Below are 24,587 nucleotides of genomic sequence, written 5' to 3'. Positions count from 1 at the left end.
CTACTTCCCGAACAGGTCCGGCGCGGCGGCGGGCGGCGCCTGCGGCGTCTCCAGCCCCAGATGTTCATAGGCCCGGGCGCAGGCCATGCGGCCGCGCGGCGTGCGCTGGATGAAGCCCTGCTGCAGCAGATAGGGCTCGATCACGTCCTCGACCGCGTCGCGCGCCTCGGCGATGGCGGCGGCCAGGGTGTCCATGCCGACCGGCCCGCCGCCGTAGTTCTCGATCAGGGCCTTGAGGAAGCGGCGATCCAGGCTGTCCAGCCCGGCCTCGTCCACCTCCAGCCGCGCCAGCGCCCGCGCCGCCGCCAGCCGGTCGATGGCGGTTCCTTCCGCGTCCGCGAAGTCCCGCACCCGCCGCAGCAGGCGCCCGGCGATGCGCGGGGTGCCGCGCGCGCGGCGGGCGATCTCCATGGCCCCGTCCTCGGTGATGGCGGCGCCCATCTTGCGCGCCGCGCCGCGGATCACCGCCGTCAGCTCCTCGGGCGTATAGAACTCCAGCCGCAGGGGAATGCCGAAGCGATCGCGCAGCGGCGTGGCCAGCAGGCCCGCCCGCGTCGTCGCCCCGACCAGGGTGAAGGGCGCCAGGTCGATGCGCACGCTGCGCGCCGACGGCCCCTCGCCGATGATCAGGTCCAGCACATGATCCTCCATCGCCGGATAGAGGATTTCCTCCACCTGCGGGGCCATGCGGTGGATTTCGTCGATGAACAGGACGTCGCGCGGTTCGAGGTTGGTCAGGATGGCCGCGAGGTCGCCCGCCTTGGCCAGGATGGGGCCGGAGGTGGCGCGGAAACCCACGCCCAGTTCCCGCGCCACGATCTGCGCCAGCGTCGTCTTGCCCAGTCCCGGAGGGCCGAACAGCAGGACGTGGTCCAGCGCCTCGGACCGCGCGCGGGCGGCGTCGATGAAGACCTTCAGATTGCCCTTGGCCGCCGACTGGCCGACGAACTCGGACAGGGTCTGGGGCCGCAGGGCGCGGTCGTGCTGCTCGCCGGGCGCGGGCGCAGGCGAGATGATGCGGTCGTCGGTCATGCAGCGACCTCGCTCATCGTCCCAGCTCCTGCAGGGCCGTGCGGATGACCAGCGGCAGTTCGGCGTCTTCGCCCAGCTTCGTCAGCGCATGATCCACGGCGCGGCGGGCGTTGACCTCGGCGATGCCCAGACCCAGCAGGGCGGCGACCGCCTCGCCCGTGACGCTGGGCGGCGGCGGGGCGATGACGGCGGCTTCGGCGTGGACGCCTGGCGCGGTCGGGGCGAAGACGCCGTCGCTCAGGCTCTTGCCCTTCAGTTCGGTGACGATGCGCAGGGCCAGCTTGGGCCCCACGCCGTTGGCGCGGCCCACGGCGGCCTTGTCCTCGCGCGCAACGGCGGCGGCCAGTTCGGCAGGCGGCAGGATGTCCAGCACCCCCAGCGCCGCCTTCGGTCCCACCCCCTGAATGGTCTGGAGCAGGGTGAAGACCTTGCGCTCGTCGCGGGTCAGGAAGCCATAGAGGCGCGGCCCCTGATCCTGGCTCCACTGGCTGTGAATGAACAGGGTGGTCTCGTCGCCCGGCGCGGGCAGACGGCCCAGCGTCCGCGCCCCGCAGGTGGCGATATAGCCCACCCCGCCGCAGTCGATCAGGCATTCCGCCTCGCCGACCTCGGCCAGAATTCCACGCAGACGGCCGATCATGCCGCGCCTCGCACCGCGACCGCCTTGAATCGGCGATGATGGGCGTGGGTGACGGCCACGGCCAGCGCATCGGCGGCGTCGGCCTTCACATCGCCCGAAGCGGGCAGCAGGCGTTTGACCATGAAGGCGATCTGGCTCTTGTCGGCCTGACCGGCCCCCACCACGGCCTTCTTGATCAGGCTCGGGGCGTATTCGGCGACGGAAAGGCCCGCCCGCGCCGGGGCCAGCATGACGGCCGCCCGCGCATGGCCCAGCTTCAGCGTCGAGGCCGGATTGACGTTGACGAAGACCTCTTCGATGGCCGCCTCGTCGCAACCATAGGCGGCGCAGACCTCGCCCACCTGCTCCAGCAGATGCAGCAGCCGCTCGGAGAAGGGCGCCTTCTCATTGGGCGCGACGACGCCGTGCGCGACCCAGCGCAGACGGCTGCCTTCGCTTTCGATGACGCCCCAGCCGGTGCGGCGCAGGCCGGGGTCCAGCCCTAGGATCCGAGTCGTTTCGTTCGCCATCCGTTCCTCTTGCCCCAAAGAGGGTTAGCGAACAATGACCGGGTGCTTGGTCAGTCTATAGAATGATCGAGTCAGGATCTGAGATTGCGAGCTATCGCGCGGCGTATCAGCCACATCAGGCCACTGATCGTAAAAGCGATTATGGTGAACAGCGTCCCTATCCAGAAGCCTTCAGGAAATGAACGGGTCAGGATTGCTTCACCGAAATTCAAAATTCCGCTCACGCTGCCGATGAAGATTCCGCCCAGCATGGGAAGGAAAAGCCCTGCCCGGGCGTCCTGCTTGAACTTGCGCCATGGTGGAGCCTTATCGTGCATTTCAGTCATCTCTGGGCATCACCGAAAAGCCCGCCAGCCCCGCCTGTTCGCCCAGGGCGTGGGACAGGGCGTCGACCTTCAGCGGCATGGGGCCGCGCGCCTTGACGTGGTGTTCGTGGATCTGGCCGTCGGGGCTGACGACGTGGCCGATGCGCGTGGGCTTGAGGCCGTTCTCGGCCAGAAGGGCGCGCAGGACCTTCTCGGCCGGCGCCGCGCCGCGCGTCCAGCGCAGGGTGACGTCCATCACGCCGACATGGGGCAGGCGTGCGTCGAGAAAGCGCAGGATGGCCAGCACCAGCAGGGTCGCGCCCGCCGCGATCAGCCCCAGCTTCCACAGCCCGACGCCGAACATCACCCCGATGGCCGAGGTGGTCCACAGCGACGCCGCCGTGGTCAGGCCGTGGACCGAGAAGCGCTCGCGGAAGATCACTCCGGCGCACAGGAAGCCGATGCCGGTCAGTATGCCGTGCGCCATCCGCGTCGGGTCGATCACCAGCCGCTGCTCGGGCAGGGCGACGAAGGCCCAGCTGGCCTGATGCATGGCCGCCAGCATCAGGACGCAGGAGGTCATGCAGACCAGGATGTGGGTGCGGAATCCCGCCGGATGGCCGTGATAGGTCCGCTCGATGCCGATCAGCCCGCCCGTGACCATGGCCGAAGCCACCGGCGCCATCAGGCTCAGCTCCTCGACGCCCCAATGCGTCACGCCCCAGTCGATCGCCATGGTCCAAACGCTCCCAACGACCGCTCAGGTTGGACCGCGCCGGGGCGCCCGGCAAGCCGTCAGTCGTCGCGCGGGTCCAGCACGTAGCCGCAGACGGAGGGCAGGGCGGCCAGCCGCGCCGCCAGGGTCTTCAGCGCCGCCTCGCCCTCGGCGCGGACGCGCCAGCTGCGGCGCACCACGGCGCCGTCGTCGATCAGTTCGAAACGATCATGCGCGGGCGCCGGATCGACGGCGCGCAGGGCGGCTTCGACCTCGACCTCGGGCGAGGGAGCGTCCCGGCGCCAGCGCACCTCGACGTCGGTCAGGGTGCGGTCGGGCAGGCGCGCGCTGACCAGTCTCAGCGCGACCAGGATCAGGCCGGTGATCACCGTCCCCGCCGTCCCCAGGGCGAACAGCCCCGCCCCGAACAGCAGGCCGATGGCCGAGGTGATCCACAGCGAGGCCGCCGTCGTCAGGCCGTGGATGGAGAAGCCGGTGCGGAAGATCACGCCGGCGCACAGGAAGCCGATCCCCGTCAACACCCCGTGGGCCATGCGGGTCGGGTCGGTGACGATGTTCTCGTCCGGCAGGGCGCGGAAGGCCCAGTCGGCCTGGGTCATGGCCGCCAGCATCAGCAGGCAGGACGCCAGGCTGACCAGGATGTGGGTGCGGAATCCCGCCGGCCGTCCGCGCCACTCGCGCTCGAAGCCGATCATCCCGCCGGCGATCAGCGCCCCGGCGATGGGCAGGACGACGCCCTCAAGCCAGGCGGCGTCAGCCATGTTTCTCGACGTAGCCTTCCGGGTCCTTGTTGACCGGCTTCACCCCGGTGATGTGGCGGGCCTGAAAGGCGGCGAAGCGCACGCCCAGGTCGTGCCGCGTCTGCAGATCGGCGTTCAGGCGGAAGTCGGTCAGCCCCTGCCGCTCCTCCTCGCCCATGTGCTTGGAGTTGATGACGTTGGCCTCGCCGATCGCATCGAACCAGGCCTTTTCGCCCGCCTTGTGCGCCGCCACCGCCTTGACCGCGTCGCGCAGCTTGTTGTGGTCTTCGATGGCGTCCTCGGTCTCGCCCTCGACCGTGCCGTCCTCGGCGTCGTTGGCGCCTTCGCCCAGCTTCAGCAGTTCGGGATAGAAATGCCGTTCCTCGGCTTCCGCGTGGGCGTCCAGAAAGGCCGACAGCCGCCCCCAGACCGCCTCCAGCGCCTCGACGTCGCTCGCGTCGATCTCCTCGATCAGGGAGAAGAGTCTTCGCTGTTCGGCGTGGTCGTCCAGGATCAGTTGGGTGATGTCCATGAGCACGGGCTCCTTGCAGCAAGGCTTGAGCTGCTAGAAGCCTCCGGACTCGGGTCCGGTTCCTGATCCCTCGACGCGCTCCCGCAGGGGAAGGGCGTCGAGGTCAGGATCATTGCGTGCGGATCAGCCCGCGAACTTGGCCGCGTCCTCGTCCGAGACGTTTTCGTTGGAATAGACCTGCTGCACGTCATCCTCGGCGTCCAGCGCGTCGAGCAGCTTGAACAGGACGCCGACGGGGTCGCCGGTCAGGTCGATCTCCGACTGCGGCTTCCACACGATGGCGGTCGACTTGGGATCGCCCAGCACCTTGGACATGGCCTCGGCCACCTCGTTCAGGTCCTCGAAGGCGGTCCAGATGGTGTGGCCCGGCGCGTCTTCATAGATGTCGGGCTTGACCAGATCGCTCTCGACGTCCTGGGCGCCCGCCTCGATCGCGGCCTCCATGACGGCGTCCTCGGTGCCCGCCTCGGCCGGGTAGTCGATCTTGCCGACCCGGTCCCACATGAAGGTGACCGAGCCGCTTTCGCCCAGGGCGCCGCCGTTCTTGGCGAAGGCCGAGCGCACGCCCGAGGCGGCGCGGTTGCGGTTGTCGGTCAGGACTTCGACGATGATCTGGACGCCGCCGGGGCCGCGGCCCTCATAGCGGATCTCCTCCATCGCATCGACTTCGCCGCCGGAGGCCTTCTTGATGGCGCGCTCGATGTTGTCCTTCGGCATCGATTCGGCCTTGGCGTTGTTCACCGCCAGACGCAGGCGCGGGTTCATCGCCGGGTCGGGCATCCCCGACTTGGCCGCCACGGTGATTTCCCGTGACAGGCGCGAAAAGAGCTTGGAGCGGACCGCGTCGGCGCGGCCCTTGCGGTGCATGATGTTCTTGAATTTGGAATGGCCGGCCATGGAGTCGCTCGCCCGAAGTCAAATATGCTGGAGGGCGCCCTTTACTGGATGCCGCTTCCTCTGTCACGAGAGGGGGAACCGCCCGAACGCGCCGGGGATTATGCGCAGGCAAGAATTGGAGACGCCGATGGCCGCCGCCGACGACACCTATCTGGACGACGCTTATGACGAGGGCATCGACCACGCCCACGCCGGCGAGATCGTCCAGTGGTACGCCAAGCGGCCTGTCACGGTGTCGACCGCGGCGGCCACGGGTTCGCTGGTCGGCGCGTTTGCGCTGGGCGTGCTGACCACCATCGGCGCCCTGGCGGTGCTGCGCCTCTACGATCGGGACTAGGCCGTTATCGGTTCGGACTGAACAACCCCCGTCCGCCTGACCGAAGAGGCGAGGGAGAACCGCGACTCTTTCGCAAAAAAGGCTTCACCTGCCCGGCGAAGCCGGTCATTCTTCCTGTCCGAGTAAGGAGGCCGCCCTTGGCGCATCCCCGCAGGATGGAGCGAATGATCGCCGTGCTCGGCGTGGCGGTCCTCGTGTTGGGCGGGTTCAGCCTCTACGCCCTGACCCAGGGCGCGCGCTTCGGACCGCGCCAGGCGACGGCGGCCGAACGCGCCCTGACCCAGGTGCGCGAGCAGATGGGGCCCCAGGCTGAGGTGCGGCATGTCGAGGCGGGACGCGGCCGCGCGGCCTGCGGCTATGCGGGGTTGAAGGGCAGCAGGGAGGCCGTGGCCTTCGTCTCGCGCCCCAATCGCATCCTGATGAGCCATGACCCCCTGAAGGGCGAGTTCGCGACGCTCAAATCGCGTTATTGTCCGGGCTTCGACGCCCCCGCGCCCGCCGCCGTCTCCGGCAAGAGCTGAACCATGACCGACCAACCCAGCGCCGGCCGCTTCGACGGCTGCGATCACCTGTTGCCCGTGAGGGTCTATTATGAGGACACGGACTTCACCGGCCTCGTCTATCACGCCAACTATGTCCGCTACTTCGAGCGGGGACGATCGGACTTCCTGCGTCTGGCCGGCGTCGGACACGTCGACCTGCTGGAGCAGGATGAGCCGCTGGCCTTCGTGGTGTCGGACCTGGCGATCAAATACCTGAAGCCCGCGCGGATCGACGACGCCCTGGTGGTGCGCACCCGCTATGAGGCGATCAAGGGGCCGCGCCTGATCATCCGCCAGACGGTCGAGCGCGGCGGCGAGGTGCTGTGTCGGGCCGATGTCACCGCCGTCTGCATCCATCTGGACGGGCGTCCGCGCCGCCCGACGAGGCGGCTGGTCGAACTGGTGACGCCTTGGCTGTCCGGCGAAGTCTCGCAATAACGAGGTTGTCAGCCTCAAGGCTGATGACGCGGGCCGCGACGCCCGTTAGACCCGCCGCCATGAAACCGCCACGACCGCCCGGTGCAACTGGCGGAATAAACGGACTCTTCGCCAAGGACCACGCATGACTCCGCCCGTCGACGCCTCCCTGCTGAATCCCATCGAGCTGTTCATGACCGCCGATTGGGTGGTCAAGACGGTGATGATCGGCCTGGCCGCGGCCTCGGTCTGGTCCTGGACCATCATCATCGACAAGGCGGTGCGCTTCTCGCGCATGAACGCTCGCGCGACCGAGTTCGAAAAGCAGGTCGAGAGCGGCCGCTCCCTGGAGGAGGTCGCCGCCCAGGCCGGGCCCCAGCCCGCCGACCCCTTGCCGCGCATGCTGGTCCTGACCCTGCAGGACTGGCGCGAGGCCCGCGCGCGCGGCGCGATGACGGATACGCAAGGCTCCATGCTGATCGCCCGTATCGACCGGGCGCTGGATTCGGTCATCGCCCGTGAGAGCCAGAAGATCGAGAACGGCCTGGGCGTGCTGTCGGTGGTCGCCACCGCCTCGCCCTTCATCGGCCTGTTCGGCACGGTCTGGGGCATCATGAACGCCTTCGACAGCATCGCGGCGGCGGGCAACACCAATCTGACGACCGTGGCCCCGGCCATCGCCGAAGCCCTGTTCGCCACGGCCATCGGTCTGGCGGCCGCCATCCCGGCCTATATCGCCTTCAACGCTTTCTCGGTGTCGGCGGGCAAGTTCACTGGGCGTCTGGAGGCCTTCGCCGACGACCTGCAGGCCGCCATCGCGCGACGCCTGGGCGCGCCGGCGACCCCGCCGCCGCCTCCGCCGCCGTCTTCCGATCTGAACCTGCGCCGGGGCGCCTGATCCATGGCCATGGGTGGTGCAGGAGGCTCCAGCGGCGGTCGTGGCCGTCGCCGCGCGCGCAAGCGGCCGCTGAGCGAGATCAACGTCACGCCGCTGGTGGACGTCATGCTGGTGCTGCTGATCATCTTCATGATCTCGGCGCCGCTGCTGACGGTCGGGGTGCCGGTCGAGCTGCCCAAGACCGAGGCCAGCGCGGTCGAGACGACCGACAAGCCGGTCACGGTCTCGATCGACCAGAACGGCGCCATCTTCATCGGCGAGAGCGAGGTCCGCTGGGAGCAGCTGGCCCTGCGGGTGGCCGAAGAGGGCGGCGAGAACGCGCGCGACAAGGCCATCTTCATCCGCGCAGACGGCCGCGCCCCCTATCAGGCCGTGGCGCGCGTGATGGCGCGCCTGTCCGCCTCGGGCTTCACCAAGCTGAACCTGATCACCGACACCGCCGCCGACGAGCCGACGGAGGGCTGACGGACCTTGCGCCGCCCCAGTCCCGCCATCCTCGGCTCCATCGCCCTGCACGCGGGGGTGGTGGCGCTCGCCTTCGTGTCGTGGTCGTCGAAGGACGAGATGAAGCCGCTGGTGAATTCGGTGCCGGTCTCGATCGTCTCCGACGTCGAGATCGCCGCCGCTCCGGCCGACAATCCGCAGGAGGAGCCTTCGCTGGAAGACGGCGAGACGGCCCCGGTCGAGACCCCGCCCGAGCCGACTCCGCCCGAGCCGGAACCCACGCCGCCGACGCCCCAGCCGCAACCGCGCCCGACGCCGCGACCGACCCCCGCGCCGCCGGAGAAGAAGGCGCCGACGCCGCGTCCCACGCCTGCGCCGCCCGAGAAAAAGGCGCCGGCGCCCCGGCCGACGCCGACCCCGCCTGAAAAGAAGGCGCCCGCCCGTCCGGCGCCGGGGCTGGACCTCGACGCCCTGGCCGGCCCGCCGCGCCCGACCCAGAACCGCGGCCGGCCGGCGACGGGGCAGCAGGGGACAGGACAGGCGTCTCAGGCCACCGGGCCGCAGATCACGGCGATCTTCAATCAGGTCTATCCGAACTGGATTCTGCCCTGTGATATCCCCGGTGCGAACGAGCTCCGCATCCAGGTCGATCTCACCCTGTCGGCCGACGGGCGGATCACTCGGGGGCCGACCCTGGTGAATCCTCAGTCCAGCGCGGTCTATCGCGCAGCGGCGGACGGCGCCTTGCGGGCGCTTCGCCAGACCGCGCCCTTCGATGTTCCGGCGGGCTTCCCCGGCGGCGCCTATCGCCCGACCTTCAACACCGAACGCGCCTGCGCCAATCGGTAGGGTTTTGAACGCCGTCATCCTCCGGCAAGCCGCGAAGCGGCGCTGACCGGGGGACCCAGCGGCGCCCGTCAGGGCGAAAGAGCCCTGCGCGGCGCCCGCTGTGAAGATCGCCTTCGGCGCCGCTGGGTCCCCCGGTCTCGCTCCGCTCGCCGGAGGATGACGGAATGAGGCGGGCGGGACGTCGCCAAAGTCTGAAAGTCGCCCCATTCCGGGGCAAGCTTGTTTTTCGCAATCTGGTTTTTGTCATACGGTCTGGCGATAAGGACCGACGAGCCGTCCAACTTCAGGGAGCCCCCTATGCGTCTGCACCTTCTCCTCGCCTCGGCCGCCGCGGTCCTCATGGCGGGCCCGGCGACGGCCCAGACGCAACCTGCCGCCGCGCCGCAGCAGTCGGGTCCGGTCGAGGTCGAGATCGACCAGGGCGTGCTGCGCCCGCTTCAGATCGCGGTCGTGCCCTTCACCGGTCAGAACGGGTCGCAGATCTCGGGCGTCATCAGCGGCAACCTCAAGCGCTCGGGCTTCTTCGATCCGCTGAACCCGGCCAGCTTCATCGAGACCGGCCTGACCCTGGCCAATGCGCCGAACTTCCCGCAGTGGACCTCCATCGGCGCCCAGGCGGTGCTTTACGGCGGGGTGACGCCGCGCGCGGACGGGCGGATCGACGTGGGCTTCCGCCTGTACGATCCCTATCGCCAGTGCCAGCTGGTCTCCTACCAGTTCACCGCCACCTCCGAGCAGTGGCGCCGCATCGCCCACAAGATTTCGGACGTCGTCTATCAGCGCCTGACCGGCGAGGCGGGCTTCTTCGATTCGCGCGTGCTGTTCGTCTCTGAAAGCGGCACTCAGCTGAACAAGCTGTCGCGCCTGACCATCGTCGACCAGGACGGCTACAACCCCGTCTTCCTGACCCAGGGCGACGAGGTGATCATGTCGCCGCGCTTCTCGGCCTCGAACCCTGACGAAGTGACCTATGTGGCGCTGGGCAAGGATTACAGCCGCATATACCTCTACAATCTGTCGACCGGCCGCCGCGAAAGCCTGGGCGAGTTCGACGGCCAGGTGCTGGCGCCGCGTTTCTCGAACGACGGGTCCAAGATGGCCTTCTCGATCATCCGGGGCGGCAACACCGACGTCTATGTTATGAACCTGCGCAGCCGTCAGTTGTCGCGTCTGACGACCGACCCCGGCATCGACACCTCGCCCTCGTTCAGCCCCGACGGCAATCAGATCGTCTTCACCTCGGACCGTTCGGGTTCGGCGCGCCTCTACACCATGCGGGCCGACGGCTCGGGCCAGCGCCCGATCAGCCGCGGCGGCGGCCTCTACACCGCTCCGGCCTGGAGCCCGCGCGGCGACCTGATCGCCTTCACCAAGCAGCAGGGCGGCCGCTTCCACATCGGCGTGATGAAGTCCGACGGCACGGGCGAGCGCATCCTGTCGTCCTCCTATTTCGAGGAAGGCCCGTCCTGGGCGCCGAACGGCCGCTACATCGCCTTCGCGCGTCAGAGCCCCGGCGGCGACACGCGGCTGTGGACGGTGGACCTGTCGGGCCGCGTCGTGTCTCAGGCGGGCTATGACGGACGCGGTTCGGACCCCGCCTGGTCGGGTCTGCTGGACGCCCCGCCGGTCAATCTGGGCATCGGCCAGGGGCCGGATTCCTGCCCGGCGTAACGCGGTTACGTTTTCGTGACATCGACCAGCGGAGCCGTTTGCGTAAACTGTGCGTTATCGCTGCTGGCGCGGGCCTTCGCGACGGGCTAGCAGGCCGTGTAAGGCCAAGCTTCAGGCCGCTGTTCTCGGACCCCAATCAAGGAGACGACCTTATGAAGACCTCCCATATGTTCAGGCTCGCCGCCGTGGGCGCGGCCGTGGCGGCGATGGCCGCCTGCGCTCCCAAGCCCAAGGTCGAACCGGCCGTGCCGGTCGAGCCGGCGCCGCCTGCCGGCCCGCAGTACCCGACCGCCCCGACCGGCCCCGTCAGCGGCGGCAACGTCGGCGCTCCCGCGCCTGGCTCGGAGCAGGACTTCGTCGTCAACGTCGGCGACCGCGTCTATTTCGACCTCGACTCCTATTCGGTCCGCACCGAGGCCCAGCCGCGTCTGGACGCCCAGGCCGCCTGGCTGGCCCGCTATCCGCAGGTCACGGTCCGCATCGAAGGCAACGCCGACGAACGCGGCACGCGCGAATACAACCTGGCCCTGGGCGCCCGCCGCGCCGAGGCCGTGCGCTCCTATCTGATCAGCCGCGGCGTGCCCGCCGCCCGCATCGACACCATCAGCTTCGGCAAGGAACGTCCGATCGCGGAAGGTTCGAACGAGTCGGCCTGGGCCCAGAACCGCAACGCCCACACCGCCATCGTGTCGGGCGCGCCGCGCTAAGCCGTACGGCGAAAAAGCGACGGATGGAGGCGTCGGCGCAAGCCGGCGCCTCTTTTCTTTGCGCCCTGCCGCCGTCAAAGTCCGCCGCGAATCCGGGAGGGACGGCATGGATCTGGAAGCGGCAGGCGGAGCGGTGACGGCGGGCGTCATCGCCGGGGCGATCGAGAAACCGGGCGGCCGTGCAGGCGAGCCTCACGGCGCCTGCGCCGACTGCGGGGCCGAGGTCACGGGCAATTTCTGCTCCAACTGCGGCCAGGCGGCCCATGTCCACCGCACCCTGTTGCATCTGGGCGAAGAGCTGCTGCACGGGGTCATGCATTTCGATGGACGGCTGTGGCGCACCCTGCCTCTGCTGATCACGAATCCGGGGCGGCTGACGCGTGAATGGGTGCAGGGCAGGCGGACCCGCTACGTCTCCCCGTTGGCGATGTTCCTGTTCACCCTCTTCGTCATGTTCTTCGCCCTCAGCTTCATGCCGCATCAGGCGGTGACCCTGCCGTCCCTGCCGCAGCAGATCGAGGCGCAGAAGACGGCGATCGCCGAGGCGGAGCAGGTGGTCGCCGCCGCCAGACAGGAGGTCGCCGCGACAGAGGCCGCCGTCAGCCCTGCCGATGGCTCGCCCCCGCCGGTGGACAGCGGCGCCCGCGCAGGCGTCGCGGCCGGCGTCCTGGCCGGGGCCGAGGCGGCCCTGATCGGTGAGAAGGCCAAGCTGGAGCGTCTGCAGAAGGATGCGATCGAGGGCCGCAAGGACGGCCTGACGTCCGGCAGCTGGCAGGCGCAGGTGGCGGACGTCGCCGCCAGCCTCGGCACGGACGGCCAGACCAACGGCCTGACGAAGACGGTCGCCAAGAAGCTGAAGAACCCCGACCTGGCGCTCTACAAGCTGCAGCAGACCATCTACAAATTCGCCTTCCTGCTGGTGCCGCTGTCGATCCCGTTTGTGGCCCTGATGTTCCTGTGGAAGCGGGGCTTCACCCTGTACGATCACGGGGTCTTCGTCCTCTATTCCCTGACCTTCATGTCGCTGTTGCTGATGGCGGTGGTGCTGGTCGCCACGACGCTGAAGGGCGCGGGCGCGGCGGCCGGGACGATCGCGGTCATGATCGTGCCGGCGCACATGTTCGCCCAGCTGAAGGGCGCCTACAGCCTGAAGGTCTTTTCGACCCTGTGGCGGACGATCGCCTTGCTGATCTTCTGCGAGATCGCGGCGACGCTGTTCATCGTCTCCATCATCTATCTGGGCCTCGGACATTGATCGGGGCCTTGCCGTCGCCGCAAATCGATGGGACGACAGGACCATGCTGAAGACGCCATTCCGCCTCACCAAACCCGCCGTCCTGACGGCGATCGGCCTGACCCTGATCGGGGGCGCGGTCATCGCCCAGGTCCAGCCGATGGAGCCGGTCCAGTGGGACAAGCGCCGCCTGGACCAACTGGACCGCAACGTTCGTCGCCTGGAGCGCGCCCTGACCCAGCGCAACGCCGCCGGTCAGCCCGTTCTGGTCGAGCCGGATCCCGAGGTCGTCGCCCTGCAGGGGCAGGTCTCCATCATGGAGCGCCGCCTGGGTGACGTGGAGCAGACCTTCCAGCGCATGAACGCCGACACTGAACGCCTGACCTTCCAGCTGGACGAGGCGACGCGCGAGAATACGCAGCTCAGCCGCCGCCTGCGCGACCTTGAAGGCCGCGTCGAGCGCGCCGAAAAGGCCGCCGAGGAAGCCGCCGAACTGAACGGGCCGATCGTCGCCAACTCGCCCACCGGCGATGCGGCGCAGGATCTTCAGGCGGCCATGCGCCTGGCCGGCGAGGACGCCGCGCGCGGCGGGCGCGCGCTGGAGACCGTCATCGTCACCTGGCCGAACACGCCCCAGGCGCGCGAGGCCAACAGCCGTCTGGGCGATCTGCACGTCGCCGCGCGCGACAACGCCTCGGCGGTCCAGGCCTACGCCGCCGCCCTGAACGGCTGGCCGCGCACGCCGTGGGCGCCCGAGACGACGCTGAAGCTGGCCGAGGCCCTGCGCGCCACCGACCGCGCGACCCAGGCCTGCGGCGCCCTGACCGAGTTCGGCCGCCGCTACGCCGAGGCGGCCACGGCGGCGCAGAAGACCCGCGCGACCCAGCTGCGGACGCGCGCCAGCTGCAACTGATGAGCGACCTGGCCGGCCGGGTCTTCACCCGGCTGGACGCGCGCCTGAACCATGCCGGACCTGAGCCGGTCGCCCTGGCTCTGTCGGGCGGAGGCGACTCCCTGGCCCTGCTGGACCTCTCTGCCGAATGGGCCAAGGCGAGGGGGCGGCGCCTGCTGGCCCTGACGGTCGATCACAATCTCAACCCTGACAGCGCGGACTGGACCCGTTTCGCCGCCGAAGCCGCGCGCGCGGCGGGCGCTGACTGGCGGGGGCTTGTGTGGGAGGGCGCGCGCGGCGGGCCGGGCGTTCCGGCGCGGGCGCGGGCGGCGCGCCACGCCCTGCTGGCCGAGGCGGCGAGGGAGGCCGGCGCGCGCGTCATCCTGACCGGCCACACCGCCGATGACGTCGCCGAGGGCGACTGGATGCGGGCGGACGGCGCCACTCTGGGCCGTGTGCGCGACTGGTCGCCGTCGCCGGCCTGGCCCGAGGGGCGCGGACAGATGCTGCTGCGCCCGGTGCTGGAGGAGCGGCGCGAGGCGCTGCGGGACCATCTGCGCGCGCGCGGCCTGATATGGCTGGAAGATCCCGCCAACGCCGACCTGCGTTTCGGACGAGGCAGGGCGCGCGCGGCGCTGGCGCAGGGTGAAAGCCCTGTCGAGCGCTCGGCGTCGGCGGCCGATGCGGGCGCGGCGTATGACCCGGGCGATCAGGCTTGGGCCGGGGTTCTGCTTCTGTCGCGCGACCTGTCGGCATCGACGCTGGCCGCCGTGTTACTGTGCGCGGGCGGCGGCGCGACGCCCCCGAGAGGCGACCGGCTGACGGCGCTTCGGGCGCGGCTGGCGTCCGGAGCGGATTTCACCGCCGTCCTGTGCGGCGCTCGCGTCGAGGCGTCAGGAGCGCGCGTTCAGGCGATGCGCGAACCGGGTGAGTGGAAGCGCCGTCCGCCTGCCTCTCTGGCCCTGACGCCGGGGTGGCCGGCCGTCTGGGACGGGCGTTTCGAGATCAAGACTGAACAGCCGGGTCTGCGTGTCGCAGCGGCGGCTGGACGGCTGGCGCAGTTGTCGGAGCGGGACCGCGCGGCTCTGGCGCCGCTTCCGCCCGCCGCGCGGGCCGCCGCGCCTGTGCTCATCGAGGGCGAAGGGCGCCCTGTCCTGGCCTGGCGTGCGGCGGATGTCCGGGCGCTGGGCGGGCGTCGTTTGGCGCTCGCCCTGGCGGGTTTCGGGGGCGAAACGACGCAGGAAGACGGACTCTTTCAAACCCTTCATGGCGAAACGCCGCCGTCTGACCTATTTTCAGACGAAGACTGCTGATCGACGGGCCGAGCGCGGCCCCGTCGAGGAACCGAGGACCGAATGAACCTGCGCAATTTCGCCATCTGGGGCGTCATCCTTCTGGGACTGGTGACGGTCTACGCCGCGATCAGCCAGAACGGCGGCGCGCCCGCCATGCCCGGCGCCAAGGGCGCGGCGGCCGCCGGCCGTCCCGAGCCCATCACCTATTCCCAGCTGATGACCGCCGTGGAGCGTCAGGAGATCAAGTCGATCGTCGCGCGCGGCGAGACGATCACCGGCGTCTTCAAGAACGACAGCAAATTCACCGCCGTGACGCCGGTGCCCAACGCCGAGCTGGTCGAGCAGATTCGCAAGTCCGGCGTCGAGGTCGAAACCAAGAGCACGCGTCAGCCGTGGTGGTCGGGCCTGCTGGGCCTGCTGCTGCCGGTGGCGCTGATCATCGGCTTCTGGCTGTTCATCATGAACCGGATGCAGGGCGGGGCGAAGGGCGCCATGGGCTTCGGCAAGTCCAAGGCCAAGCTGCTGACCGAGCACAAGGGCCGCAAGACCTTCGACGACGTCGCCGGCGTGGACGAGGCCAAGGACGAGTTGCAGGAGGTCGTCGACTTCCTGAAGGACCCGGCCAAGTTCCAGCGTCTGGGCGGCAAGATTCCCAAGGGCGCCCTGCTGGTCGGCCCTCCGGGTACGGGTAAGACCCTGCTGGCGCGCGCGGTGGCGGGCGAGGCGGGCGTGCCCTTCTTCTCGATCTCGGGTTCGGACTTCGTCGAGATGTTCGTCGGCGTCGGCGCCAGCCGTGTCCGCGACATGTTCGAGCAAGCGAAGAAAAATGCGCCGTGCATCATCTTCATCGATGAAATCGACGCCGTCGGTCGTCACCGTGGCGCGGGCCTGGGCGGCGGCAACGACGAGCGCGAGCAGACGCTGAACCAGCTGCTGGTCGAGATGGACGGCTTTGAGGCGTCCGAGAACATCATCCTGATCGCCGCGACCAACCGTCCCGACGTGCTGGACCCGGCCCTGCTGCGTCCCGGCCGCTTCGACCGTCAGGTCGTGGTGCCGAACCCCGACGTCTCGGGCCGCGAGCGCATCCTGCGCGTCCACATGAAGGACGTGCCGCTGGCCGCCGACGTCAACGTCAAGACCCTGGCGCGCGGCACGCCGGGCTTCTCGGGCGCGGACCTGGCCAACCTGGTCAACGAGGCGGCCCTGATGGCGGCCCGCAAGGACCGTCGCATGGTCACGCATCGCGACTTCGAGGACGCCAAGGACAAGGTCATGATGGGCTCCGAACGGAAGTCCATGGCCATGAACGAGGAAGAGCGCCGCCTGACCGCCTATCACGAGGCCGGTCACGCCATCGTCGCCATCAACGTCAAGATGGCCGACCCGGTGCACAAGGCGACCATCGTCCCGCGCGGCCGGGCTCTGGGCATGGTGATGCAGCTGCCGGAAGGCGACCGCTATTCGATGAAGTTCCAGCAGATGATCGACCGCATCGCCATCATGGCGGGCGGCCGCGTCGCCGAGGAGCTGATCTTCGGGCCTGAGAGCATCACCTCGGGCGCCAGCTCGGACATCGAACAGGCGACCAAGCTGGCGCGGGCCATGGTCACGCGCTGGGGCTTCTCCGAGAAGCTGGGCACGGTGGCTTATGGCGAGAACCAGGAGGAGGTCTTCCTGGGCCACTCGGTGTCGCGCAGCCAGAACGTCTCGGAAGAGACGGCCCGCATCATCGACGAAGAGGTCCGCCGCATCGTCACCGAAGGCTGGGAAGAGGCGCGCCGCATCCTGACGGAGAAGGCGGGCGACCACGAGAAGCTGTCCCAGGCCCTGCTGGAGTACGAGACCCTGTCGGGCGACGAGATCAGGGACCTGCTGGAGAACGGCCAGCCGCCCAGGCGCGACGACGACAACGACACGGTCGTCGGCCCGTCCCTGTCGGTTCCGGCCACGCCGGAAGACGAACCGGCGGCGGAGCCTCAGGCCGCCGCCCAGCCCGCGCCGAGCGCCTGAGGGCGATCGGGACGACGGATATGAAAAGGGGCGCGCCCGCCGGGCGCGCCCCTTCTTTTTTGTCCTGATGCGATGAGGCTCAGTTCGTCGCTTCGGGCTCCTCGAGCTTGACCAGGGTCAGCTTGCGCACGGCGCCGGAGGTGTCCGGCCAGGCGATCGATTGGCCTTCCTTCAGGCCGATCAGGCCGGCGCCGACAAAGGACAGGATGGAGACGCGGCCCGCGTCGATGTCGGCGTCCTTGGGCAGGACCAGCTGCACGCGGCGCACCTCGGGGCTGTGGTCGTCGGAGTAGTGCAGCCAGCGGTTCAGGGTGACGACGTTCTTGGGCATGGCCTTGGGCTCGCACACCTTGGCGCGGTCGAGTTCCTGTTGCAGCAGGCCGGCGGGGCCCGTGCCGGGCAGGTCGCCGACCAGGCGGTCCAGGGCGTCGAAGTCGTCGCTGCGAAGCGTGATGGCGGGTAGGGCGCCCTTGCGAGGGGTGGTCATGAAGAAAACTTTCTGGAAATTCGGGCGACGTCAGGCGGCTGAGGGGCCGTCATCGTCGGGATGTTCTGGATCGGTCGTTTCGTGATCGGCGGGCGACGCGGGCGGCGCGGCGGGCGTGATCGGCCTTCGAAACGGGATGATATCGGCGCCGCGCGGCGCTTCGCCGGTGCGGCTCTCGTCCGTGGTGTCTGGGCGGCGTGTCATGGCGCAAATCTTCGCGAACGGCCCCAGGCCGGCGCGGTCCTGCAGAATGAAGAGGTGGAAGTAGAACTTTAAGCAACTGGGTCCCGTAGCGGGCGCCCGGCGCAGGGCGCACGGCGGGACCGCTACGGGTTAAAGGCCTTCGACGCGGCGTCCCGCGTGGGTGAGGCGTCGAGCCTGGCTGACGAAGCGTTCCATTGCCGTTAGAGGCTGGACCCAGGCGCGGTGAAAGTCAAACCGCCCTCTTCGGAGCCTCTGTCGCATGACCCATCAATCCCTCGTGAAGCCCCCGCTCGTCATGGGGATCGTCAACGTCACGCCGGACAGCTTTTCCGACGGGGGGCGGCTCGCCACCCATGAGGCCGCCCTGGCCCACGCCCTGAGGCTGATCGATCAGGGCGCCGACGTGCTGGACGTGGGCGGCGAAAGCACGCGTCCGGGCTCGGACCCGGTCGGCGAGGCGGAGGAGATCGCCCGCGTCGTCCCGTTGATCGCCGCCCTTCGCGCGCGGTGGGGCGGGGCGATCAGCATCGACACCATGAAGCCCGCCGTGGCCCGCGTCGCCGTCGCCGCCGGCGCGACGATATGGAACGACGTGACCGCGCTTCGCCACGCGCCCGACAGTCTGGCGACCGCCGCCCAACTGGGCTGCGAGGTGGTGCTGATGCATATGAAGGGGGCGCCCAAGACGATGCAGGACGACCCGCACTATGACGACGTCGTGGCCGAGGTCGCCGGGTTTCTGGCGGAACGCGCCGAGGCGGCTGTGGCGGCGGGGGTCGCGCGCGAGAAGATATGGCTGGACCCCGGCGTCGGCTTCGCCAAGACGACGGCGCATAATCTGGCGCTGACGGCGCGTCTGGACGCGCTGGTCGATCAGGGCTTTCCGGTGCTCTACGCCGCCAGCCGCAAGCGCCTCATCCAGGGCGTGGACGAAACGGCGACGGAGGCGGCCGACCGCCTGGGCGGCTCGCTGGCCCTGGCGCTGGAGGGGGCGCGACGCGGCGCCCGAATGGTGCGGGTTCACGACGTGCGCGAGACGGTTCAGGCGTTGAAGATTCAGGCGGCGGTCGCGGCGGCGGCCCGGCCCTAGCGTTTCCAGTCCGGCGACACCTGATCGGGGAAGCGGTCGACGATGAAGGCCGGTTCGATCGCCCGCTCCAGCCACAGCTTGGCGCCGGCCAGCACCAGGGTGAACCCCTCCATGGCGTCCAGAGCCGCCGCCACGCCTTCATCCGTCGCGGCGAAGCCTCGGTTGAAGATCTCGACCCAGGTCGTCCGGTCGCGCGCCTGGAAACGCCATTCGACCTCGGTCGGCTGATCGTCCAGATTCCAGTCGATGAGGATGCGGCTGTTGACCTGGGCGTCCTTGACGACGACGCGGGTGGACACGCCGTACATCCCCCAGGTCCACGTCGCCCTGGCGCCCGGCGACAGACGCCGGTCGCCGTGAGTGAACCAGAACCACGAGGTCACGGCGGGCTCGGTGAAGGCCTGGTAGACCTCATCGACCGGGCGGCGGATCAGCATTCCGGTGCGGACTTCAGGGGCGCGCATTCGATCCCGACCTCTTCAGCGACTGAGGCGGCAACGCACGCCGTCTCCAATTTGTTTCTCGAGACGGGCGCCGAGCAGCAGGCGAGGGCTCTTGTCTGGAGGCGCGCCATCCGCCATTCAGCCGCCATGTCTTGGCTTCTGTCTCTCAATCCCTGGCTGGTTCTCGTCGTGGCGGGGCTGTTCGAAGTGGGCTGGGCGTCCGGCGTGAAATACGTCGGGGTGCAGCGTCCGCTGATCTCCCTGGGGGTGGCCTTGGCGCTGGCCGCCAGCATGATCGGCCTGTGGGCGGCGACGCAGCGCCTGCCGGTCGGCACGGCCTACGCCGTCTGGACCGGCATCGGCGCCGTGGGCGCGGCGGTGATCGGGGTCGCCGTCTATGGCGAGCCGGCGACGGCGGTGCGGGCGGTCTGCATCCTGCTGATTGTCGCGGGCATCGTCGGGCTGAAGCTATTTTCGGGCGTGACGGCATGAGCCGGGCCCAATCCCCTCAAGCCGTCTCCGGCCGCGCCGGAGAGAAGAAGGGCGCCAATCCCCCTCTCTCCGGTCGCGCCGGAGACGATAGGGGAAACAAAAAAGGCCGGGTGCTGATCCTGGCCGGCTCCGACTCCGGGGGCGGGGCGGGGATTCAGGCCGACATCAAGGCCGTGACCATGCTGGGCGGGTTCGCCGCCACGGCCATCACCGCCGTCACCGTTCAGAACACCCTGGGCGTCCACGGCGTCCATCCCCTGCCGCTCGACGTCATCGAGGCCCAGGCCAGGGCCGTGCTGGACGACATCGGCGCCGACGCCCTGAAGACCGGCATGTTGGGCTCGGTCGAGGTGGTCGAGACCGTGGCGGGTCTGATCGACTATGCGGCGGGTGTTCCGGCGGTGGTCGATCCGGTGATGATCGCCAAGGGCGGCTCGCCCCTGCTGGCCGAAACAGCGGTGGAGGCGGTGCGTCGCCTTATGGTTCCCCGCGCCTTTCTGCTGACCCCCAATGCGCCCGAGGCCGAGGCTCTGACCGGACTGGCGGTCGCTGATCTGGACGGCCAGCGTCGGGCGGGCGAGGCGCTGCTGAAGATGGGCGCGCGCGCCGTCCTCATGAAGGGCGGCCATGTGCCGGGCGCGACGGTCGTGGACCTGCTGCTGACCGCTGACGGCGAGACGGTGCTGGAGAGCGAGCGGGTCGAGACGCGCCACACCCACGGCACCGGCTGCACCCTGGCCAGCGCCTGTGCGGCGGGGATCGCCAAGGGGCTGCCCCTGCCGGTCGCCGTCGCGGAAGGCTGGGCCTATGTGGCCGAGGCCATCCGTCGCGCGCCGGGCCTGGGTCAGGGCCACGGCCCGCTGGATCACGCCTGGCCGGTGCGGGGCTGAGGCCGCTTGGCCAGCCGGCGGAATCGCCCTCACAGGACGGCATGACCCTGGAAACCCGCCTGACCGAGATCGTCCGCGCCGACGCGGGCCTGATGCATGTGCTGACCGTGATGCGGGACCTGAACCTGCCTGACTGGTGGCTGTTCTCGGGAGCCGTCTATCAGGCGGTGTGGAACGTCCAGACGGGCCGTCCGATCGGCTATGGAATCAAGGACTACGACATCGGCTATTTTGACGCCGACACCTCCTGGGACGCCGAGGACGGCGTCATCAAGCGCGTCGCCGCCGCCTTCGCGCCGCCGGTGCGCGATCAGGTCGAGGTGCGCAACCAGGCGCGGGTTCACATATGGTTCGAGGGCAAGTTCGGCGAACCCTACACGCCCCTGACCTGCACCGACGACGCTCCGGCCCGCTTCGTCGCCCCGGCCTTCGCCGTCGGGGTGCGGCTGGAGGCTGACGACGCGATCAGCGTGATCGCGCCCTTCGGGCTGGAGGACGTGTTCGACATGGTCATTCGCCCCAATCCCACGCGCGGCTTGGCCAGGGGCTGGGAGCGCGTGATCGCCAACGCCCGCGGCCGCTGGCCCGAGATCACGGTCGTGGAGCCTCAGGCGACGGCGTAGCGCGCCGTGATCCCGTCCGGCTGGAAGTCATGTTGCGCCAGTCGGTCCAGCGAGGCGAGGACGCGTGCGGCGAAGGCGTCGGGATCGCCCTCCTCGATGGCGGGCCGCAGCCAGTCGGTGACGACGGCGCGGGCCGGATAGGTTCCGACCGGGCCGGGGACGCTGAGCGCCACTTCAATGCCTTCGGCGATCCAGCCCGCCACGGTGGCGAAGAAGTCGATCCCGACCAGGAAGTCCGAGCGGCGCAGGACATAGAGGGTGATGACGCCGTCCTCGACCCCGTCGGGCCGCACGATCACGCCGCTGCGGTCCGGCCGCCAGTCGTCCGACAGCTCCACCGCGCGCCACAGGCAGAACCAGATGCGACAGGTCTGGGGGCGGATCTGATGCACCGAACAACCCGCGCCGTCGACGCAGTAGGCGCACAGTTCGCCGGTCGGCTTGGCCAGTTCCGGCAGGTCGAGCGGGATCACGCGGCAGCATTCGACGCAGCCGCCGCAGGTCCGATCGGGAAGAAGGGGCAGGGACATGGCCGGGGTCTAGCGCATCGCGGCCGGGAAGCGGAGAGGGGACGACGCCGCGCGTCCGGGGCGGCGCACAAAACCGCGCCGGCGGCCGTCTGGGTGCTTGCCCATCGAATGTCACCATGCAAAATGATGGACTACATAATGGAATGATGTTCGGAACGAACGCAGTCGGGAAACGCCTCAGTGAAACACGCCCTCGCCTTTTCCTTGTTAGCCTTGGCCGTTGCGGCGGCTCCCGGCGCTGACGGCGCGCACGCCGAAGTTCTTCGGATGAATACGCCGGCGCTCGGACTGACCTTCGACCGCATCGGCGCCCTGCCGGACGACGAGCGCCCGGCGTGGCAGGCCTATCTGGAGCGGTCGCAGGCCCAGATGAAGGCGGACCGTGCGGCCCTGGCCGCCGAGCTGCCAGCCGGCGCGACGCCGCCGCCGCCGCCGTTGGCCATCCGCGGCAACAGCTCTCACATGCCGCTGGATCGGCCGGCTGAATGGTACGCCGGGGCCGAGGCCCGCGCCGTCGCCGACGCGGTCGTCAGCTTCCAGACCCCGGCGGGCGGCTGGAGCAAGAACCAGGACCGCAGCATCGTCCGACTGCCGGGGCAGCGTTTCTCCAACGACGCCGAAACCATGGAGCAGAATCCGGCCAATTTCGACGCTCCGGCGGACCGCTTCTGGACCTTCGTCGGCACGCTGGACAATGACTCCACCTGGACCGAGATGCGCTATCTGGCCAAGGTCGCGGCCCAGGCACCCGGCCCCGAGGGCGACGCCTGGCGCGCCAGCGTGATCCGGGGCGTCCACTATCTGTTGAACGCCCAGTATCCGAACGGCGGCTGGCCGCAGAACTGGCCGCTGGAAGGCGGCTTCCACGATTCCATCACCTTCAACGACAACGCCGTGGCCAATGCGGCCATGGTGTTGCGCGACGTGGCCCAGGGCACGGAAGGCTTCGACTTCGTCCCCGCCGACCTGGAGGCGCGCGCCGCCGAGGCGGTGAAGAAGGCCATCGACGTCACCCTGGCCGCCCAGGTTCGAAAGGGCGATCAGCTTCAGGGCTGGCCGCAGCAGGTCGAACCGATGCGCTTGGTGCCCACCAGCGCCCGCAACTATGAGCCGCGTTCGATCGCCAGCGGCGAGACGACCGACGTGCTCGAGTTCCTGATGGCCGAGCCGAACCCGTCGCCGGAGGTCAAGGCGGCGATCCGCGGGGCCGTGGCCTGGCTGGAGTCGGTGCGCGTCTATGACAAGTCGTTCGAGATGACCGACGACGGCCGCAAGCTGATCGACAAGCCCGGCGCGGGACCGATCTGGTCGCGCAACTATGACCTGGTCACGGGGCAGCCCATCTTCGGCGACAAGGATCAGACGATCCACGACGACGTCAACGGCATCTCGATCGGTCGCCGCAACGGCTATTCCTGGTGGATCGGTTCGCCTCAGCGGGCGCTGGACGCCTATGCGGCCTGGGCTGCGGCCAATCCCTGATCCGGGCCGGACATGAGCATAGTCCCCTCCGAACGCTCGTCGTTCGGAGGGGATGTTGCATCAGGCGCGCGCGGCCTGGCTGCGGGTCGAGGGCAGGCGCAGATAGGCCTCGAGCGAGTCGTCGAACGCCTTCATCCACGGCACATGGTGACGCGCCGCCAGGGTGCCGGTCAGGACCGACCGGTAGCATTTGTCGCGATAGCCCATGATGTCGGCCTTCTTGTCCTTCTTCCACTGCAGGAAGATCCGGTTGATGTTGTCGACATCAAGATCCGGATAGTCGGTCTGGGCGATCAGGCGCTTGATGTAGTCGCCCTGATATTCAAAGGCCTGCTCATCCGTGCGGATCTCAACTTCCTTTTCGCGCCAGAGGTCGTTGGCGGCCTCCATGTCGGCGCGCGAGGGCAACTGGATGCGCTCCATGATGATGTCGCGCGTCAGCCAGGCCTGGGCGTCGAACATGTTGAAGCTGTACCAGAGGTCCTGCATCCCCAGGTAGAACAGCTTGGGATTGGGCGTGAAGACCACCCCTTCGTACAGGTTCAGCGGCCACAGGCGGTTGCTGGTCTTCAGCCGCAGCGCATCCGGCAGGAAGGGGAAGTGGTGCTTGTAGCCGGTGCACAGGATGATGGCGTCGACGTCGCGGCGCGTGCCGTCGCTGAAGTGGGCGGTCTTGCCGTCCACGCGCGTCAGGCAGGGTTTCTCCTCCCACCCCTTGGGCCAGTCATAGCCCATCGGCTGGCTGCGATAGCTGGTGGTGACCGACTTCGCGCCGTACTTGTAGCACTGTGAGCCGATGTCCTCGGCCGAATAGCTGGAGCCGATCAGCAGGACATCCTTGCCCTTGAACTCGGCCGCGTCGCGGAAGTCGTGGGCGTGCAGGATACGGCCGGGGAACAGGTCGAAGCCCGGATAGGACGGGGCGTTCGGCGTCGAGAAGTGGCCGGTGGCGACGATCACATGGTCGAACGTCTGCGAGGTGCGGCGACCGGCGGAATAGTCCTGGGCCGTCACGGTGAACTGGCCCGACGCCTGGTCGAAGGCCACGTCCTTCACCGCCGTGTTGAAGCGGATGTACCTGCGGATGTTCGCCTTCTTCACGCGGCCCTGGATGTAGTCCCACAGGACTTCACGCGGGGGATAGGAGGAGATCGTCTTCTTGAAATGCTCGTCGAAGGTGTAGTCGGCGAACTCAAGGCATTCCTTGGGGCCGTTCGACCACAGATAACGGTACATGCTGCCGTGAACGGGCTCGCCGTTCTCATCGATGCCGGTGCGCCAGCTGTAGTTCCACATGCCGCCCCAGTCCTTCTGCTTCTCGTAGCAGACGATTTCGGGGATGTCCGCGCCCTTGTCCTGGGCGGATTGGAAGGCGCGCAACAGGGCCAGGCCGGACGGGCCGGCGCCGATGACGGCGATACGTTTTTGCTTGGGCATATTCACCTTGGTCTGATGGGGGAGAAGTCCCGGGCGCAGGGCGGCGCGGCGGCCGAAAAACCCATGGGACTGCAGGAGGGCCGAACCACCGGAACGGGTAATGATTGAGCTGTAATTCGGTGGTCGGCGATGGTGATGAAAATCATTTCAATACATTAGAGTTCATGCGCACGAGGCGTCATGATTGGTCGTTCCACTTTGTCGAAAACTGACAATGAT

At 68.9% G+C, this 24,587-nt stretch carries 30 protein-coding genes; 17 read left to right on the top strand and 13 right to left on the bottom strand.

The window, feature by feature from the left end:
• From ruvB to ACWGL1_RS01740, 8 genes are all read right to left on the bottom strand, one after another.
• A complete protein-coding gene (ruvB, locus tag ACWGL1_RS01775; protein ID WP_291777293.1) occupies positions 1–1,032 on the bottom strand; it encodes a Holliday junction branch migration DNA helicase RuvB in 1,032 nt (343 codons plus the stop codon).
• A 13-nt stretch (positions 1,033–1,045) separates the two neighbouring features.
• A complete protein-coding gene (ruvA, locus tag ACWGL1_RS01770) occupies positions 1,046–1,672 on the bottom strand; it encodes a Holliday junction branch migration protein RuvA (protein WP_452111015.1) in 627 nt (208 codons plus the stop codon).
• A complete protein-coding gene (ruvC, locus tag ACWGL1_RS01765) occupies positions 1,669–2,181 on the bottom strand; it encodes a crossover junction endodeoxyribonuclease RuvC (protein ID WP_291777299.1) in 513 nt (170 codons plus the stop codon). The genes ruvA and ruvC overlap by 4 nt, the downstream gene beginning before the upstream one ends.
• A 71-nt stretch (positions 2,182–2,252) precedes the next feature.
• A complete protein-coding gene (locus ACWGL1_RS01760; RefSeq protein WP_291777302.1) occupies positions 2,253–2,498 on the bottom strand; it encodes a hypothetical protein in 246 nt (81 codons plus the stop codon).
• Between the two features lies 1 nt (position 2,499).
• Positions 2,500–3,222: an MgtC/SapB family protein gene (locus tag ACWGL1_RS01755; protein WP_291777307.1), complete on the bottom strand. Its 723-nt coding sequence runs from the start codon at positions 3,220–3,222 to the stop codon at positions 2,500–2,502.
• Positions 3,223–3,281: 59 nt separating this feature from the next.
• Positions 3,282–3,983 carry an MgtC/SapB family protein gene (locus ACWGL1_RS01750; protein ID WP_291777311.1) on the bottom strand — a complete coding sequence of 234 codons (702 nt, stop codon included), beginning with the start codon at positions 3,981–3,983 and terminating at the stop codon, positions 3,282–3,284.
• A complete protein-coding gene (locus tag ACWGL1_RS01745) occupies positions 3,976–4,494 on the bottom strand; it encodes a hemerythrin domain-containing protein (protein WP_452111014.1) in 519 nt (172 codons plus the stop codon). The genes ACWGL1_RS01750 and ACWGL1_RS01745 overlap by 8 nt, the downstream gene beginning before the upstream one ends.
• Before the next feature lie 123 nt (positions 4,495–4,617).
• Positions 4,618–5,391: a YebC/PmpR family DNA-binding transcriptional regulator gene (locus ACWGL1_RS01740; protein ID WP_291777318.1), complete on the bottom strand. Its 774-nt coding sequence runs from the start codon at positions 5,389–5,391 to the stop codon at positions 4,618–4,620.
• Positions 5,392–5,518: 127 nt separating this feature from the next.
• Here ACWGL1_RS01740 and ACWGL1_RS01735 point away from each other — a divergent pair, with 127 nt between their 5' ends.
• The 12 genes from ACWGL1_RS01735 to ftsH all read left to right on the top strand — a co-directional run bounded on the left by ACWGL1_RS01735 (position 5,519) and on the right by ftsH (position 16,690).
• Positions 5,519–5,728 carry a hypothetical protein gene (locus tag ACWGL1_RS01735; protein WP_291777321.1) on the top strand — a complete coding sequence of 70 codons (210 nt, stop codon included), beginning with the start codon at positions 5,519–5,521 and terminating at the stop codon, positions 5,726–5,728.
• A gap of 164 nt (positions 5,729–5,892) precedes the next feature.
• The gene (locus tag ACWGL1_RS01730; RefSeq protein ID WP_291777324.1) at positions 5,893–6,249 is read left to right on the top strand and encodes a hypothetical protein; all 357 of its coding nucleotides are present in this window, start codon (positions 5,893–5,895) and stop codon (positions 6,247–6,249) included.
• Between the two features lie 3 nt (positions 6,250–6,252).
• A complete protein-coding gene (gene ybgC / locus ACWGL1_RS01725) occupies positions 6,253–6,708 on the top strand; it encodes a tol-pal system-associated acyl-CoA thioesterase (RefSeq protein WP_452111013.1) in 456 nt (151 codons plus the stop codon).
• A 124-nt stretch (positions 6,709–6,832) separates the two neighbouring features.
• Positions 6,833–7,585 (top strand): protein TolQ, encoded by a 753-nt coding sequence (gene tolQ / locus ACWGL1_RS01720; RefSeq protein ID WP_291777331.1) that lies wholly within the window; start codon positions 6,833–6,835, stop codon positions 7,583–7,585.
• A 3-nt stretch (positions 7,586–7,588) separates the two neighbouring features.
• Entirely contained in the window at positions 7,589–8,050 is a 462-nt protein-coding gene (locus tag ACWGL1_RS01715) for an ExbD/TolR family protein (protein WP_291777333.1), read from the top strand.
• Positions 8,051–8,056: 6 nt separating this feature from the next.
• Positions 8,057–8,878 (top strand): hypothetical protein, encoded by an 822-nt coding sequence (locus ACWGL1_RS01710; RefSeq protein ID WP_346520043.1) that lies wholly within the window; start codon positions 8,057–8,059, stop codon positions 8,876–8,878.
• 297 nt (positions 8,879–9,175) lie between these two features.
• Positions 9,176–10,549 (top strand): Tol-Pal system beta propeller repeat protein TolB, encoded by a 1,374-nt coding sequence (tolB, locus tag ACWGL1_RS01705; protein ID WP_291777339.1) that lies wholly within the window; start codon positions 9,176–9,178, stop codon positions 10,547–10,549.
• Positions 10,550–10,701: 152 nt separating this feature from the next.
• The gene (gene pal, locus ACWGL1_RS01700; RefSeq protein ID WP_291777342.1) at positions 10,702–11,256 is read left to right on the top strand and encodes a peptidoglycan-associated lipoprotein Pal; all 555 of its coding nucleotides are present in this window, start codon (positions 10,702–10,704) and stop codon (positions 11,254–11,256) included.
• Positions 11,257–11,362: 106 nt separating this feature from the next.
• On the top strand, positions 11,363–12,511 hold the full coding sequence (locus ACWGL1_RS01695; RefSeq protein ID WP_452111012.1) for a DUF3667 domain-containing protein: 1,149 nt from the start codon (positions 11,363–11,365) through the stop codon (positions 12,509–12,511).
• 43 nt (positions 12,512–12,554) lie between these two features.
• Complete coding sequence (locus ACWGL1_RS01690; RefSeq protein WP_338576740.1) at positions 12,555–13,403, top strand: tol-pal system YbgF family protein; 849 nt, start codon at positions 12,555–12,557, stop codon at positions 13,401–13,403.
• A complete protein-coding gene (gene tilS / locus ACWGL1_RS01685) occupies positions 13,403–14,695 on the top strand; it encodes a tRNA lysidine(34) synthetase TilS (RefSeq protein ID WP_452111011.1) in 1,293 nt (430 codons plus the stop codon). The genes ACWGL1_RS01690 and tilS overlap by 1 nt, the downstream gene beginning before the upstream one ends.
• Before the next feature lie 42 nt (positions 14,696–14,737).
• Positions 14,738–16,690, top strand: coding sequence for an ATP-dependent zinc metalloprotease FtsH (ftsH, locus tag ACWGL1_RS01680; protein WP_452111010.1), 1,953 nt, complete (start codon positions 14,738–14,740; stop codon positions 16,688–16,690).
• Positions 16,691–16,769: 79 nt separating this feature from the next.
• Here ftsH and rnk read toward each other — a convergent pair whose 3' ends face one another.
• On the bottom strand, positions 16,770–17,177 hold the full coding sequence (gene rnk, locus ACWGL1_RS01675; protein WP_291777357.1) for a nucleoside diphosphate kinase regulator: 408 nt from the start codon (positions 17,175–17,177) through the stop codon (positions 16,770–16,772).
• A 30-nt stretch (positions 17,178–17,207) separates the two neighbouring features.
• Positions 17,208–17,381, bottom strand: coding sequence for a hypothetical protein (locus ACWGL1_RS01670; protein WP_452111009.1), 174 nt, complete (start codon positions 17,379–17,381; stop codon positions 17,208–17,210).
• A 259-nt stretch (positions 17,382–17,640) separates the two neighbouring features.
• On the opposite strand from ACWGL1_RS01670, the gene folP reads away from it, so the two are divergent.
• Positions 17,641–18,471, top strand: a complete 831-nt coding sequence (gene folP, locus ACWGL1_RS01665; RefSeq protein ID WP_452111008.1) for a dihydropteroate synthase — start codon at positions 17,641–17,643, stop codon at positions 18,469–18,471.
• On the opposite strand, the gene ACWGL1_RS01660 is transcribed toward folP, so the two are convergent.
• On the bottom strand, positions 18,468–18,935 hold the full coding sequence (locus ACWGL1_RS01660) for an SRPBCC domain-containing protein (RefSeq protein WP_452111007.1): 468 nt from the start codon (positions 18,933–18,935) through the stop codon (positions 18,468–18,470). The genes folP and ACWGL1_RS01660 overlap by 4 nt on opposite strands.
• Before the next feature lie 126 nt (positions 18,936–19,061).
• Between ACWGL1_RS01660 and ACWGL1_RS01655 the strand changes: the two genes are divergently transcribed.
• From ACWGL1_RS01655 to ACWGL1_RS01645, 3 genes are all read left to right on the top strand, one after another.
• A complete protein-coding gene (locus ACWGL1_RS01655) occupies positions 19,062–19,406 on the top strand; it encodes a DMT family transporter (RefSeq protein ID WP_291777365.1) in 345 nt (114 codons plus the stop codon).
• 110 nt (positions 19,407–19,516) lie between these two features.
• Complete coding sequence (gene thiD / locus ACWGL1_RS01650) at positions 19,517–20,296, top strand: bifunctional hydroxymethylpyrimidine kinase/phosphomethylpyrimidine kinase (protein ID WP_452111006.1); 780 nt, start codon at positions 19,517–19,519, stop codon at positions 20,294–20,296.
• Between the two features lie 41 nt (positions 20,297–20,337).
• Positions 20,338–20,919 (top strand): nucleotidyltransferase family protein, encoded by a 582-nt coding sequence (locus ACWGL1_RS01645; protein ID WP_452111005.1) that lies wholly within the window; start codon positions 20,338–20,340, stop codon positions 20,917–20,919.
• Here ACWGL1_RS01645 and ACWGL1_RS01640 read toward each other — a convergent pair.
• Positions 20,904–21,449 (bottom strand): hypothetical protein, encoded by a 546-nt coding sequence (locus ACWGL1_RS01640; protein ID WP_452111004.1) that lies wholly within the window; start codon positions 21,447–21,449, stop codon positions 20,904–20,906. The genes ACWGL1_RS01645 and ACWGL1_RS01640 overlap by 16 nt on opposite strands.
• 267 nt (positions 21,450–21,716) lie before the next feature.
• Here ACWGL1_RS01640 and pelA point away from each other — a divergent pair, with 267 nt between their 5' ends.
• Positions 21,717–22,931: a pectate lyase gene (gene pelA, locus ACWGL1_RS01635; protein ID WP_452111003.1), complete on the top strand. Its 1,215-nt coding sequence runs from the start codon at positions 21,717–21,719 to the stop codon at positions 22,929–22,931.
• Positions 22,932–22,991: 60 nt separating this feature from the next.
• Here the strand turns inward: pelA and ACWGL1_RS01630 are convergent, their stop codons facing one another.
• Positions 22,992–24,368 (bottom strand): flavin-containing monooxygenase, encoded by a 1,377-nt coding sequence (locus ACWGL1_RS01630; RefSeq protein ID WP_452111002.1) that lies wholly within the window; start codon positions 24,366–24,368, stop codon positions 22,992–22,994.
• Positions 24,369–24,587 lie beyond the last annotated feature (219 nt).

It is taken from the genome of Brevundimonas sp. NPDC055812 (assembly GCF_053616535.1).
Note: the sequence above shows the minus strand (reverse complement) of the source record. Positions and strands in the feature narration are given on the sequence as shown.